General features: G+C 37.6%; 14 protein-coding genes and 3 pseudogenes. 3 read left to right on the forward strand and 14 right to left on the reverse strand.

What is annotated here, in order from left to right:
- Window positions 1-171: 171 nt before the first annotated feature.
- From ACEVFT_RS05695 to flgM, 7 genes and pseudogenes are all read right to left on the reverse strand, one after another.
- Complete coding sequence (locus ACEVFT_RS05695; protein WP_393948656.1) at window positions 172-969, reverse strand: IS3 family transposase; 798 nt, start codon at window positions 967-969, stop codon at window positions 172-174.
- Window positions 966-1,121 (reverse strand): hypothetical protein, encoded by a 156-nt coding sequence (locus ACEVFT_RS05700; protein WP_205441259.1) that lies wholly within the window; start codon window positions 1,119-1,121, stop codon window positions 966-968. Before ACEVFT_RS05700 ends, ACEVFT_RS05695 begins: the two co-directional genes overlap by 4 nt.
- 63 nt (window positions 1,122-1,184) lie before the next feature.
- Window positions 1,185-1,370: pseudogene (locus tag ACEVFT_RS05705) on the reverse strand (helix-turn-helix domain-containing protein); the annotation flags it as partial.
- Window positions 1,371-1,696: 326 nt separating this feature from the next.
- Complete coding sequence (gene flgL, locus ACEVFT_RS05710; RefSeq protein WP_393948658.1) at window positions 1,697-2,620, reverse strand: flagellar hook-associated protein FlgL; 924 nt, start codon at window positions 2,618-2,620, stop codon at window positions 1,697-1,699.
- Between the two features lie 13 nt (window positions 2,621-2,633).
- A complete protein-coding gene (gene flgK / locus ACEVFT_RS05715; protein WP_205441255.1) occupies window positions 2,634-4,181 on the reverse strand; it encodes a flagellar hook-associated protein FlgK in 1,548 nt (515 codons plus the stop codon).
- Window positions 4,182-4,246: 65 nt separating this feature from the next.
- Window positions 4,247-4,747: a flagellar protein FlgN gene (locus ACEVFT_RS05720; protein ID WP_205441253.1), complete on the reverse strand. Its 501-nt coding sequence runs from the start codon at window positions 4,745-4,747 to the stop codon at window positions 4,247-4,249.
- A gap of 27 nt (window positions 4,748-4,774) precedes the next feature.
- Window positions 4,775-5,035, reverse strand: a complete 261-nt coding sequence (gene flgM, locus ACEVFT_RS05725; protein ID WP_393948660.1) for a flagellar biosynthesis anti-sigma factor FlgM — start codon at window positions 5,033-5,035, stop codon at window positions 4,775-4,777.
- Between the two features lie 189 nt (window positions 5,036-5,224).
- On the opposite strand from flgM, the pseudogene ACEVFT_RS05730 reads away from it, so the two are divergent.
- Window positions 5,225-5,605, forward strand: a pseudogene (locus ACEVFT_RS05730) (transposase); the annotation flags it as partial.
- A gap of 241 nt (window positions 5,606-5,846) precedes the next feature.
- On the opposite strand, the gene ACEVFT_RS05735 reads toward ACEVFT_RS05730, so the two are convergent.
- From ACEVFT_RS05735 to ACEVFT_RS05765, 7 genes and pseudogenes are all read right to left on the reverse strand, one after another.
- A complete protein-coding gene (locus ACEVFT_RS05735) occupies window positions 5,847-6,266 on the reverse strand; it encodes a TIGR03826 family flagellar region protein (protein WP_205441239.1) in 420 nt (139 codons plus the stop codon).
- Window positions 6,267-6,344: 78 nt separating this feature from the next.
- Window positions 6,345-6,935 (reverse strand): ComF family protein, encoded by a 591-nt coding sequence (locus tag ACEVFT_RS05740; protein WP_393948663.1) that lies wholly within the window; start codon window positions 6,933-6,935, stop codon window positions 6,345-6,347.
- A pseudogene (locus ACEVFT_RS05745) lies at window positions 6,932-8,318 on the reverse strand (ATP-dependent helicase ComFA). The gene ACEVFT_RS05740 and the pseudogene ACEVFT_RS05745 overlap by 4 nt, the downstream one beginning before the upstream one ends.
- 46 nt (window positions 8,319-8,364) lie before the next feature.
- The gene (locus ACEVFT_RS05750; RefSeq protein WP_393948665.1) at window positions 8,365-9,207 is read right to left on the reverse strand and encodes a DegV family protein; all 843 of its coding nucleotides are present in this window, start codon (window positions 9,205-9,207) and stop codon (window positions 8,365-8,367) included.
- Window positions 9,208-9,467: 260 nt separating this feature from the next.
- Entirely contained in the window at window positions 9,468-10,013 is a 546-nt protein-coding gene (locus tag ACEVFT_RS05755; protein ID WP_393948666.1) for a DUF3225 domain-containing protein, read from the reverse strand.
- Between the two features lie 285 nt (window positions 10,014-10,298).
- Window positions 10,299-10,973: a response regulator transcription factor gene (locus ACEVFT_RS05760; protein WP_393948667.1), complete on the reverse strand. Its 675-nt coding sequence runs from the start codon at window positions 10,971-10,973 to the stop codon at window positions 10,299-10,301.
- Between the two features lie 35 nt (window positions 10,974-11,008).
- Window positions 11,009-12,157, reverse strand: coding sequence for a sensor histidine kinase (locus tag ACEVFT_RS05765; RefSeq protein WP_393948668.1), 1,149 nt, complete (start codon window positions 12,155-12,157; stop codon window positions 11,009-11,011).
- 165 nt (window positions 12,158-12,322) lie between these two features.
- Between ACEVFT_RS05765 and ACEVFT_RS05770 the strand changes: the two genes are divergently transcribed.
- Window positions 12,323-12,958 carry a YigZ family protein gene (locus tag ACEVFT_RS05770; protein ID WP_205441220.1) on the forward strand — a complete coding sequence of 212 codons (636 nt, stop codon included), beginning with the start codon at window positions 12,323-12,325 and terminating at the stop codon, window positions 12,956-12,958.
- A 147-nt stretch (window positions 12,959-13,105) separates the two neighbouring features.
- Window positions 13,106-14,161 (forward strand): LCP family protein, encoded by a 1,056-nt coding sequence (locus tag ACEVFT_RS05775; protein ID WP_205441218.1) that lies wholly within the window; start codon window positions 13,106-13,108, stop codon window positions 14,159-14,161.
- Window positions 14,162-14,307: the final 146 nt, after the last annotated feature.

Genomic DNA, 14,307 nt, shown 5'->3' on the forward strand with positions numbered 1-14,307 from the left:
CCTCTAAGAATACAGTTAATGGGCGATTTGATCGCTATGCTACTTTGAAAAAAAGTAAAGACACTTTGCAGCATGGTTGATTGGAGTGGAGCCAGCGTCTGATCTGACCCCAAAAATATAAACTTTTTTACGAAGCTTTTCGATACTCAACGGGACTTTTTCCGTTGAGTTTTATTTTATCCGTTCATGATTGTAGTAGTGGGTATAGTCTACCAACGCTTTTTTGAATTCTCCGTAGTTTCTAAACGTAGTTGTGTACAGAAATTCTGATTTCAGAATACCAAAAAAGCTTTCTATCACGGCATTATCTAAACAATTTCCTTTCCGTGACATACTTTGCTTGATTTCGTGCGTTGCCAATAACGCTTTAAAACGTGGTATTTGATATAACCATCCTTGATCAGAATGCATGATTAAGCCACTCTTTTTCGATAACTTTGTATACGTAAACGCCTTTTTAAAAGACTGTTGAACTAACTCAAAATTAGGTGATTTTGATACCTCATATCCAACGATCTCTCGATTGAATAAATCTAATACAGCCGATACGTAGATTTTTTGACCATTTATTTTAAACTCTGTGACATCGGTTACCCATTTCTGATTGGGTGCAGTGGCTTCAAAATCACGTTGGAAGACATTCTCTGCGACATAGCCCACCGTTCCTTTATACGAACGATATTTTTTAGGGCGTATCGTCCCTTTTAAGCCCAATTCTTTCATCAATCGTTGGACCGTTTTATGGTTGATGAAAATCCCTTCTTTTCGGAGGGCAAGACAAATACGACGATAGCCATAACGCCCCTTATGGTGATGAAAAAGTGTCTGGATTCGTTCTTTAATCGCCTGATATTTATCTGGTTTTACCCATTTTTGAAGATGATAATAATACGTACTTTTCTTAAGTTTCGCTACTTTTAATAGAGCTTGAAGTGGAAATTCCAGCCTTAGCTCATACACAGCTCTCACTTTTTCTTCGGTTTGAAGGCTTCCTTTTCTTGAACTAAGGCTTTCAACTTTTTTAAATAGGCGTTTTCCATCCGTAAATACTCAATTTCCGCTTTTAACTCTTCCGTTGTTTTTTCATTTAAATCGGACGAAGGTGGTTGTTTTTTTGGCATTGATTGGTGCTCCTTTTCTATTTGATAGAGCACCTCTCCAGCCTTTGACATCCATTGTTTTTTCCATCTCCGAATGGTTTCACGAGAAGGAATATTAAACTTCGCAGCAGTCTGAAGGAGCGAATCGCCCGTCTCTATCAGGTGTTGAATTACTTTTATTTTAAAAGAATCTTCGTAATTCGTGAACCCTTGAGGACGAATAATTCCTTCGATGCCATGATAGCGATATAATTCAATCCATAATCGAATGTACTGTCAATCCCTCTGTAATCGATTGGCAATCTGATACGTACTTTCTTTTCCTTCAAAGTAAGCTAGAACTGCGGCTAACTTTTGTTCATCAGAAATCACTAACTGCACCCCCTACAGTAGAATTTTAAGTCCAATATTTTAGGTGCAGTTCATAGCGTCACAGAGGAGACCCTGGAGCGAACGCAGTGAGTGAAGCGGCTCATCGGACACCCATTGGAAAGGACGCTGGCGGAACGGAAATCAACCTCTCACCTTGCAAAGTTGCTTTTTCTGCCGTTGACATCATCTTTTTTCAACAGCATAGAACTTTAGTTGACTTCATCCTAACGGATGAAGTCAACTAAAGTTTGCTGAATTATTTTCGCACCTACAGATAGGGAGGCTTGATGGATTGATTCTGCGGTTACCATTTTTGTAATTGTTTTTGCATAGTCAGTATCTTCGTTTAAAGACATTTGTTTGGATATGTTTATTTCTTGCAATGATAGACGCTCTTCCATTAACTCAACACGGTTTTGCTTTGCTCCGATTTCTGCACGTTTTACTAATAGGGCTTCTGTTAGCGCATCAAGCCCTGGAATAGTGGGACTTGCTCCATTTGTAAAGCTAGCCCCTAACGCCTGGCCAATTTTCTCCCCTGATGTGTCTGAATTCAATAAATCTTGAAGCTCGGTCATGAAGTTGTCAATATTCCCAAACAGGTCAACGCCACCTGTATTAATTTGCACCTTAATTCCATCAAATACATTCACTTCAATCGGTTTTTCTAATCCCGTTAAATCTGTAGGCGTTTGGATTGTCCCATCCGTTTTAAATAGTGGACTACTTGTATTCGTTCCTGAGAAAATATAATTTTCCGCAACCTTTGTGTTGGCTAAATCTTGAATATGCTGCTTAATTTGTGTAATTTCTTGATTAATCTTTTGGCGATCAGCAGTTGTATTCGTATCGTTAGCAGCTTTTACAATTAACGACTTTACACGATTAAGTACATTACCTACTTGATCTAACGCTTTATCTGTTGAGTCTAACCAAGTATGTGCTTGGCGTATATTTCTTTGGTATTGCTCTTTCTTATCTAAATCAATACGGTAGCCCATTCCTTTTACCGCTACTACTGGATCGTCTGATGGGCGGTTAATCATTTTACCAGAGTTAAGCTGATCTTGATATGTTGACATTTTATTGTAGTTTGTATTTAAATTTCGAAGCATATTATTCGATAACATCGATTGTGTAACACGCATATTAAAAACCTCCCTATAATCCTACGCGGCCCATCCCGTTGATGATTTTGTCTAAAGTTTCATCAATTAATGTGATCATTCGTGCATTAGCATTATACGCCTGCTGGAATGTAATCATATTGGTCATCTCTTCGTCTAATGATACCGAGTTATGAGCCGCACGATTGTTCTCGATTTGTAAATGGATTGTCGTTGTGTTAAATTCTAATGTCTTCGCCTGCTGTCCTTTAACGCCAAGATCACCGATAAGTGATTTGTAAAACGTTTGGAATGTACCACCTTGCAAATTTCCTTGGACTGCAGATTGTAATGCAGAAAGAGTTAGCATGTTTTTGTTGTTACTTTCTTCACCTGGTGTATCTGAAACTGCCAATTTTTTAGGCTCCTTAATGCCAACTGAAATATTGCGTGCCGTAATTGCTGTACTAGTCGTATTGTTGATAACAAAGAAGTCTTCACCCATATCACCGTTTAAATCAGCCCCTAATTTATGCTGAGTATTAAACACTGTTGCAAACTCATTTGCTAATAAGTCCAGTTGTGTTAGCATCTCAGGATAAATCCCTTTTCCATTACTATGACCGTAAGCATCGATCAACGATAGAAGTTTCCCTTTACTTGGTTCTAACTGATTATAATTAATTGGAGAAGTAGTGCCATCAATACCAACTACACTAATCTCTTTAAATCCAAAATAGCCATTTGTATTAGGTTCATCGACTTCTCCATTTATTGCTTGATCTGCTGTATCTAGCGTTTGTAGTGTCGTGTAGTCCTTCCCTTTTACAAGTTCAATCGCTGCACTTCCATTGGTTGGTCTAAAAATAACTGTCATGCTTCCTTCAGCAATTGCCAAGGCATTACCGCCCGATTTCTCATACGAAATGGATACAGGAATAATTTCATTTAATCGATCTAATAAAATGTCACGTGCATCATATAAATCGTTCGGCATATAGCCATTCGGCTCGATTGATTGAATTTGCCTGTTTAAATCGGCAATTTGTTTTAATAGGCTGTTCGCTTCGCCTGTTACGACATTGATTTCATTTCCTATATTTCCTTGAATTAACTTTAACTGTGTATCCATATAGTTGAATGACTCTGCTAACGACTGCCCTTTTGAAATCATAACTTGACGCGCTGCCGTATCCTTAGGGTCAGCTATTACGTCTTCCATTGACTTCCAAAATTCAGTAAACGCTTGATTAATCCCAAACTCGGATGGCTCGGACATAATATCTTCCATTTGCGAAATCGATTTGGTTGTCGATTGCCAGTAACCGAGTTTATTTGTTTCTTGGCGGAATTGACGGTCGACGAATTCATCACGTATACGCTGAACCGAATGTGCTTCTACCCCTGTCCCCATATGTCCTGGAAAATAAGGTGTGTTTAATCCTGCCGTTGGAAAACCGGGTGTTGCTTGCATGTTGACACGCTGGCGGGAGTAGCCTAGTGTATTGGCATTTGAAATATTATGTCCCGTTGTATATAAAGCTGATTGCTGTGTGAATAAACCGCTTCGGCTTGTCTCTAAGCCCATAAATGTAGAGCGCATTCTTTTTCCTTCCTTTTCCTCGATCAAGTAAATCAAGCATCCGCTTTCTGCACAAGTGCAAAAATCTATGCTTGAGAATCGAAATATGATTTTTTTGTAACGGTATTGGTGCCACGTACCTCATTGCCAGAGTAATTAAATTGCTCTGGGCGTGGACGTAGCGCATCTAATGTGAGATTCACAAATTGTAGTGACTGGAATACTAATTTTTGATTTAAATCATTTTGTTTACGTAAGTTATCAATAACGAGTAATAGACGATTGCGAACGACTGAAAGGGTTTCTTTTTCAGACTCTTGTTCAGCAGCCTCAATGACATCGGCGACAGTCATTTTGTCAGTAGGAGCGAACCCTTTCGCTCCCAGGTACTCCGTTACCTGTATTTGACGCTGTTGCTCGAGCTTATCAATGGCCGCTACATGTGCCTGCTCATCCTTTAGCATTTGGTCGAGTGCTTGTATGTCACCCACTTTAATGATTTCTGTTTTTTTAAAGGCTAGTTCGAGTAAACTTTTATGCATTCGTTCTAGCTTGGTTAATGTAGAAAAAATCACTTCTATAGACATCTTGCTTAACACCCTTTCTGCTATTCTCTAGAAACGATAATATTTCAACATATCTTTTGCAATTTGACGCGCATTGACTTTGTAAGCGCCGGAATCGATATCTGCCTTGAGCTGTTGCATTCGGTCAGCACGCTCTGAACCGTATGTGGAAAAACCTTGCATTTCCTGCGCTGCCTTTGAAATTTCAATTTTATCGGCAAAGGATGTTTTATTTTCCGTGGATTTAACGTTACGAGTTTGATTTTTATAGGCGTTCACAGCATTGACACCATAAGATGTAATTTTCATAATTCCCCTCCTATCTAAAAAGCTTAACTTATTATTATTTCGGATTGTCTTACAAAATGTGAAGGTTTTACATAAAAAAAGATGACTCCAAAAAAAATTTTAGAGTCATCCCAGACTATAGACAAAGTCGATTTTTTCGACTTTGTCTATTATTTTTAAATTAAAGGGCTATAAGCATGCCCTCATCAGAAACGTCTAGAATTGAAGTATCAATCTGTATGGAATGATCGTACAGGCTTCCAACGTACGTTCAACATCTACGAGTGTGAAGACTGTTCAGGATGTCCATTCCGTTCATCTTGTACAAAAGCAAAAGAAGGCACCAATCGGAAAATCATGTTGAATGAAAAATGGGAACAGCAAAAGAATATGTTAGAGCCAAGCTTTCAGAGGAGAAAACGAATGCTATTTATCGAAAACGCAAAATCGACGTGGAACCAGTTTTTTGGATTCTTGAAGGCTAATTTGGGTTTCACTCGATTTTCTGTACGAGGAAAATCGAGGATAGCAAGCGAAATGGGGCTCGCATTACTGGCCGTGAATTTAAGAAAGTTCACAGCCAGTAGCTAAGGACTATTAAGAGACAACGTTAAAAATAGAAAAGAGGTTGAGATACGGATGTTTCGACAAACAAAAAAAACCGAACTATCCAATGAAACGCTCATGAAGTGTTTCGGAATAGTTCGGTTCTTATATTTATCGTGTTTTGTTATTTTAGAGATTATTCTGCTTTGTGAAGGAACAATTTAGTTATGTCCCTACCTCTTCTCACTAATATAAGCTAGTTTTGTCCTAGCATCTGTTGGAATTGCTACTTTGACTTATCCCGATCTACATGATAAGTCGCTTGATCTCGCTGTTGCACACTTTCGCGGAATTCCTTTGCTGCTTCAAATGTACGAAGGTCCGATTTTAACTCGTCTTGACATTTTGTACATAGTTTACCCTTTGAAGTTAAGTGGCCACAGTTATCACATGGGTAGCCAAGGTTAGGAAACATCGCTGGCTGTAAACGACCTTTCCGAACCCATTTAAATAGTAGATCTTTATCTGCTCCCGTTGCTTCCACAATACGTTCTACTGTTGCCGCACGGTTTTCACGTTTACGTAAGAAACGATAAACGATTTGATAAAGCTCCTCCTCTGATTGTGCACACTTATGACACACTTCTCGGACTCCTGTATAATTAAAAAATTCATTACATTTTGGACAATTACGAACCTCTGCCATTGGCCTTTCCTCCTCTTTCTAGCAAATTTATCTACGAATGCTGTCTCATTAACTATTATACATAATGTATTGGCATTTTCATCCTTCAATTAATGTGAAGTATTGGACATTTTTAGCGCCTGCACGCATTAAAATAGTTGTAGCATGCTGTAGAGTCGTCCCTGTGGTTTTTATATCGTCAAAAAGAAGATAATTTTTATGTTCGACTTGAGCACCCTCCTTTAAGCGAAAAAGTGGAGCTACATGTAGACGCTGCTCTCTATTTTTTGAGCTTTGTGTTTCTGTCGTTGTCTTTTCTAATAATTGAATAAAAGGAATATGAGCTGCCTTTAATAGTTCATCAGTATGTGAGAAGGTACGTTCCTGTTGTTTAAGAGGGTGCATTGGAATGGGTAAAATAATCGCCTTTTCTTTGGTGAGACAATTATAAAGCTCCTGTCGAAAAACCTTTGCAAGAGCTACATCTTGAAGAAATTTTAACTGGTGTAAGTAATCCTTCATCGCCTCATTATATTGATAGAGGGATGTAGCAGATTGTGAAGGTGCAAAACGAGCGACACATCTTTCACATATAGTTGGAGAGAATTGCTTGGTTAAAATCATTTTCCAGGAAATAGTTATTTTTAATGGCTGTGTACACATTAAACAACGGGATTCCATTTTATTCATTCAGAGAATCCCTTCTTATTATAAAATTGAATTTTCGCACATGCCTCATCCATTTCTACCGTGATACCGTGATGAAAGAAAAGGACTTCACCATCAGGAAATTGAACATTTCGTCCAACTCGACCTGCAATCTGAATGAGGGCACTGGGGGTAAAAATCAATGACTCTGCCCCTATAACGGCCACCTGTACATTGCTAATTGTAATGCCTCTTTCTAATATGGTTGTTGTTAATAAGCCCGGAACTTCTTTATTTCGTAGCTTTAACACCTTCTCCTTCCGCTCTGGGTCAGCTGCATGCACAGCTAATATGTTTTCATTTACCTCTTGTACAAGAGGTGCTGCACTATTCATTAGGGCAATTGTCGGGAAAAATAATAAAAAGGGTTCCTTGTGGTGTAAGCGTTCTTCTATCCATTTTTTCAACCTGCTGGGGATTTTACCTCGCTTGAAGCATTTATCATAGCCCCATAAAGCACGAACTTGTGGAACTGGTAATGGATGATTATGATAGCGTTTTGGAATAAAAGAGTAGCTTTCTTGCTGGTAAGTATGGATTAAGGATGATGATGGGGTTGCTGTCACAAATACGAGAGGAGCATTTTCCTTTTTAGCCTTTTCTACTGCTCTTTGTAGGGTTGCATCAAATGTATAGGGAAAAGCATCTGCCTCATCTACAATCATGACATCGAATGCCTTATCAAATCGGTAGAGCTGATGGGTCGTTGCTATAACAAACTGCGCATAGCCATTTTGATAAAGTGCTCCACCGTATAAAGCATGAATGATTGTTTCAGGAAAAGCCTGTTGAAAGCGTGGATACAGTTCTAACACTACATCTGTACGTGGTGTAGCAATACAAACGCGTAGCCCTCGCTTTAATGCATCATAGACAGTAGGAAAAAGTAGCTCTGTTTTGCCTGCACCGCATACAGCATGAATTAAATGCGATCGTTTTGCTTTCACACTCGCTAAGGTTTCATTAGCTGCCTGTTGCTGTAGTTCGGTGTATTGACCCGACCATTTTAATGCGTGCTTATTAATCTTTATCGACTTGGGGCCAGTCCAAATGATTAATTGTGTACAGCTACTTACTCTACCCATCTTTATACAGTGTCGGCAATACACACATTTTCGTCGACATTTTGAGCAATCGAATTTTGTGAATAATTGCGGGTCTGTATTGTGGCAACGATTGCATTTCATAACGGGCTTCATTTGAATTCCTTCTATATATACTGACGTATTTTCGCTGTATCGCTTTATCAATATCTTCTGCTGAAAATGGTGAATGATCTTTTAACCAAATACGTCCTTCATGAAAATCACGTAATGCTGGTGGCAACAACCAACCTCTATATCTCATTACATTTTCTCCTTTCATAGAAAAAAAGCCTCTACTTTTACTGTAGAGACTTCCTTACAATTCGTTATTTTTTTGTCCACCCTAATCCCATTGACCCTTCACCTAAATGGGTACCGATAACAGGACCAAAATAGCTCAATTTAAAGTTTACGTTCGGGTAAGTTGAGGCTAATTGCTCTAGCCATTCTTGCGCTTCAGCAGGGCAATTCCCGTGAATGACAACAGCGTCCATTGCTTCATACTTTTTGGCATCCTCTGCTAGCAATTCCTCAGCGCGTTTCAATGCCTTTTTACGTGTACGGATTTTTTCGAAAGGTACAATTACCTTGTCCACAAAATGTAAAACAGGCTTTACTTGTAATAAACCACCAATTAATGCTGCCGCAGAAGATAGACGCCCACCACGCTGTAAATGTGCTAAGTCGTCTACTATGAAGTAAGCACGAATATACTGCTGCATGTCCGCTAATGCTGCAAGTATATCTTTTGCTGAATGGCCCTCTTTCGCCATTTCAGCCGCTCTTAAAACGTAAAAGCCTTGAACAGCACAGGATATTTCACTGTCGAAGGCATAAACTTTAATACCTTCCACCATTTCACCTGCCTGCACTGCACCTTGGTATGTTCCACTAATACCACTCGATAAATGGATGGAAATTACCTCATCATAATCCTTTGCTAGCTCATCAAAAAGAGCGACAAATTCTCCGATTGGAGGCTGCGTTGTTTTGGGAAATTCTTTGGTACCACGCACCTTATCATAAAATTCAGATGCTGTGATATCTACTTCTTCTGCAAATAATTGACCTGAGATATTGACACTTAAAGGTATCATGTGAATGTTTAAGCGTGCACGTTCTTCAGCTGTAATATATGCAGTACTATCTGTTACGATTGCCGTCCTCATCCATGTCCACTCTCCTATGATTCTTAGTTTACAATCTATTTCTTCTTGGTGCAATTGTTGTTCGTTTGTACTGTCGCTTCGGTTTCGCATAAACTACGGAAAACAAAAAGAAATGAATGTGAAATGAATGACGAACGTGGGATTCACGTTCTCGTCTTTCTAGAGTTATGCTAGTAAGCTAGCTTCCATTTCACATTCATTGTCTATGTATAATAGGCATATCTTCACTCAATTCTTATGTTGAATGAAGATAGCTTCTGTTAATTTCCTGTACTTGACTGTGAGTCATCACCAATATAAAAGACACTTGTCACTTTCCAATCGTTGTCCTCTTTGATAAAGACTGTTACCTGACGTCCTGCACTTTCATGTTCGACATTTGTCTCAAGCTGAAGTGAGTGCATTTTCATGTTGGCAAATACTTGCGCCTCTTTTGATTCATACTTGGCAATTGTTACATTTTCTACTTCACGCTTAATATCAAATTGATCAAATACTTCTGTTGCATATGTTTTTTCTTCATCGTATTTAAAACCCTTTGGATTTTTCGAGATAGTATTCATATAACGATCAATTTCTTCAGCATTTAATGCAGCAATATACTCATCAAAAGATGCTAAAATCGCTTTTTCATCTTCCGCTGGTACATTATCAGCCTTTTCTACGTTTCCACCCATCATTTCAAAGCCGACTGTACCATCCTCTATTACTTTATCTCGTTCTTCATCACTCATCTTCTCATCTTTATTACCACAGGCAGTTAACACTAATAAGATTAGAACTGCTAGAAAACTTTTCTTTAACATCAAAAAACCTCCCGCGCATATTGTAGCATATAAATGCTTTCGTAGGAATTTTGTTGTGCATTTTCAACATTTAGGTGCTACATCTTCCTTATGACGCATTAGGCTGTAAAATGTTGCATGATCTGCTAGTTTTCATGTTTATACGTACGAATAGTAATGTTACAAAATTGTGAATAACCTGTTCATCATGGGGTAAGCTCAATACAAATTATTACCAAAAAACAATAAAAAACTGTTTTAAAAACTACTTCAATAGAAAGTAGCTTTTAAAAACAGTTTTAGCAATTATCGTACTTCAACCCAGCCATTTTTAATAGCTGTTACAACTGCTTGTGTACGGTCATTCACATTCATTTTTTGTAGAATACTTGATACGTGGTTTTTAACCGTCTTTTCAGAGATAAACAGCGTCTCACCGATTGTACGGTTTGATTGGCCATCTGTTAATAACTGTAATACTTCACATTCACGTTTTGTTAGTAAATGGAATGGACGACGAATTTCCGTTTGATGGAAGTTTCCTTTATTTTCGTGTTCTGAAAGTCTTCTAAACTCTGCTACTAGGTTTTTTGTTACTTTTGGATGTAAATAAGAACCACCGTTAGCAACGACTTTAATCGCCTCAACGATTTCATCTGCATCCATCTCTTTTAACATATAGCCAAGAGCACCTGATTTTAATGCATGTGTAACATATGTTTCATCATCATGTATGGACAGCATAATCACTTTGGCATCTGGAAATTCAGAAATTAACTCTGCCGTTGCTTCTACGCCATTTTTTCCTGGCATGTTAATATCCATAAGTACTACATCTGGTACATTTTCAGCATATAACGTAACCACATCTGTACCATCGTCACCTTCTGCTACTACATCAAACGTATCTTCAAAATCTAAAATGCGTTTTACTCCTTCGCGGAATAGCTGGTGATCGTCTACAATAATAATCTTTGTCATTTGTCTTTACCCCCTAAATTTCTGCAACAGTTACATCATTCTACTTCAAGCGGTATTTTAAATAACACCGTCGTACCTCGATTGATTTCACTAGTAATGTTGATGGTACCATTTAAAATTTCGATACGTTCTTTCATTCCTAAAATCCCAAAGGAATGGTCTTTCACTACTTGTGGGTCAAAGCCTATACCATCATCTTTTACAACAATATTGACGGCATCTTTTAACCATTCAAGCTTCACCCAAATGTCTTTACACTTTCCATGCTTCATGGCATTTGTTACACATTCTTGCACTAATCGGAAAATGGATACTTCATAATTTGAAGGTATACGTTTTTCTGTACTTCTCGATTGGAAATGAATTTCAACACCTGGATTATATTCAGTTACTGTCGATAAATACTTCTTTAATGTCGGAATAATTCCCAAATCATCAAGTGCCATTGGTCGTAGATCATAAATAATACGTCGCACCTCAGATAAAGCATTACGAACCGTTTTCTTTAAATCGGTAATTTCAGCTAAAGCCTTTTCAATACCTTTTTCACGATACGTTCTATCTATTAAATCAGTGCGCATGAGTACATTTGCAAGCATTTGAGCAGGTCCATCGTGAATCTCTCTTGATAAACGCTTCCGCTCTTCTTCTTGAGCTGCAATAATACGTATCCCAAAATCTTGCTTCATTTTTGCTTGTTCAAGGGCTAAACCAACATTTTTCAAATCTGAAGTTAAGTAATTCAAAACGACATTTACCTGATTGACAATATGATCAGCACGTTCAATCGTATCGAGTAATCCTCTTAATCTTCTCTCTAGATCATCTCTTTTATCCCGTAGCTGTTTTTCTTGTGTTCTAATAACGGAGAGCTTTACTTGAAAATCATGTGCAGTTTCATATGCTTCTCTAACTTGTTCTTCGGTATAATTATCAAAAGCTTTACTCACTAATACAAGTCGTTGCTTAGCAAGCTGCGTACTTTTTTCCAATGCATCGCCATCATCAATTACGATTGATATTTGTTTTCGAACAATTTCTAGCTCTTTTTGCATATCTTCAAAGCTTCTGCGGCTTTGTTCACTTATAATAAAGATATCATCCTTTGAGCTCATGATTGTATCTAACATTCGATTGAAAATGTCATCAAGCGACTTTAAATCGAAGGTATCATTTGAAAACATAGTATACTCCCCAGTCTAATGTCTTATGATTACTTACTAATTTAATAGACTAAAATCACATATTCCCTAGTCTACACCTATTATAGCATTACCATGCTAAAATTTAATGCTTTTTCTTCATGAAAATTATAGAATAGAACTCTAGTTAAAAGGAGATTGATACGAATGAGAGAAAACTATTTAACTGTAAAAGGATATGGTGAAAGCGAAATCGTCATTTCCAAATCTCGCTTTCTCACTTATATAGAACGTGCAGAAACGGAAGAGGATGCAATTTCTTTTATAGATGGTATAAAAAAATTGCATCATAATGCAACACATAACTGCTCTGCTTATATTATTGGCGAGCATGATCATATTCAAAAGGCAAATGATGATGGGGAACCTAGCGGTACAGCAGGCGTCCCTATGTTAGAGGTCTTAAAAAAACAAGGGTTAAAAGATACGGTCGTTGTTGTGACTCGCTATTTTGGAGGCATTAAGCTCGGTGGTGGTGGTCTCATTCGTGCTTACGGAAAAGCAACTACAGAGGGATTGATTGCTGCACAGGTAGTTGAACGTAAACTGCATCATTTCATGAAAGTAGCAATTGACTATACATGGCTAGGAAAAGTCGAAAATGAAATAAGAAGTTCATTATATACTTTAGAGGAAATACGCTATTTGGAGGGTGTTGAAATCATTGTTTCTGTGCCAAAAGAGGAAGAGGAACAGTTCCGAAGTTGGATAACAGAAATGACTAATGGACAGGCTTCCACCACTTTCGAAGATGCTCAATTTGTAGAATTTATTGTCAATTAAATAGTTTTAATTGTCGAAACTAAATATGCATAGTATAATTTTTTTGTTAAGCTATTTTATTGTCCACACAATTACTGAGTTAAAATTGAATAAAATTTAGCTTCATCGCATTATTATTCCCAATAATTAGAGGAGAATATATCTATTATGAAAAAAAGATCTGTTAGTCCAAATAAAAAGAGATCTTCTAAAGCTTCCTTAATTATAAAAGTTACACTACTCCTTGTTGCCAGCTTGGTGATTTGTGTAACGGCTTATGCTGTTTACCTTACAAAACAGGTAGAGCATGCTGCAGACTCAGCATATGAGGAGTTAGAAGGTCGAGAGGTTTCTACGCAACGTGTAGAGAAAGTAGAGCCTGTACAAGATAATGTATCTATTTTATTTGTAGGGGTTGATGATAGTGATAATCGCGGGCAAGGTTCAGACCATTCACGCTCCGATGCACTTGTTTTAGCTACATTAAATAATAAAACCCATACAATTAAAATGTTAAGCATTCCTCGTGATTCATACGTTTATATTCCTAAAGTAGGTTATAAAGATAAAATTACCCATGCTCATGCTATGGGTGGAACACTTACTACAATCGAAACAGTAGAGGAACTATTTGATATTCCTATCAATTACTATGTACGTATGAATTTCAATGCCTTTATTGATGTAGTCGATGCTTTAGGTGGTATTGAAGCTGAAGTACCATATGCTTTACATGAATTAGATGAGTTTGATAAGTTTACAATTAACTTGCAGCCAGGCTTACAGCATTTAAATGGTAGTGAGGCACTTGCACTCGCAAGAACACGTAAACAAGATAATGATATTGAGCGTGGTAAACGTCAACAAGAAATTCTTTCTGCGATTATTAAAAAAGTCGCTTCTGTTAAGTCCGTTACGAAATATGATGATGTCATTAAAGCTCTTGGTGATAATATGAAAACAGATATGACATTCACTGAAATGAAGTCCTTCTTATCTTACTTATCAAAAGGCGCACCACGTATCGATTCCTTAACATTAGATGGCACGGATGATACATCTACTGGTATTTATTATTACCAGTTAAATCAAGATTCTGTTGAAGAAACAAAAGAGATTTTCAAAAACCATCTTGGCCTAAATGAACAATCATCGAGTCTAACAAGTGGCAATACAGGAACAGATAGTGCTGCTAGTAGTGATGACAATTCAGTTATTGAATAGACCTTTCAGACCATAGACAAACAACTTGTCTATGGTCTTTTTATGCGAATTCTCCATTTGTTTGACTACCCTTATCATTTACCCCGCCTAGTAATCGATAAACAAGCTTATTTAAATTTCCCTTCTCTTCCATTCCCTATACATAA

Origin of the sequence: Lysinibacillus sp. PWR01 (genome assembly GCF_043359455.1) — a bacterium.
Classification (GTDB): Bacteria; Bacillota; Bacilli; order Bacillales_A; family Planococcaceae; genus Lysinibacillus; species Lysinibacillus fusiformis_F.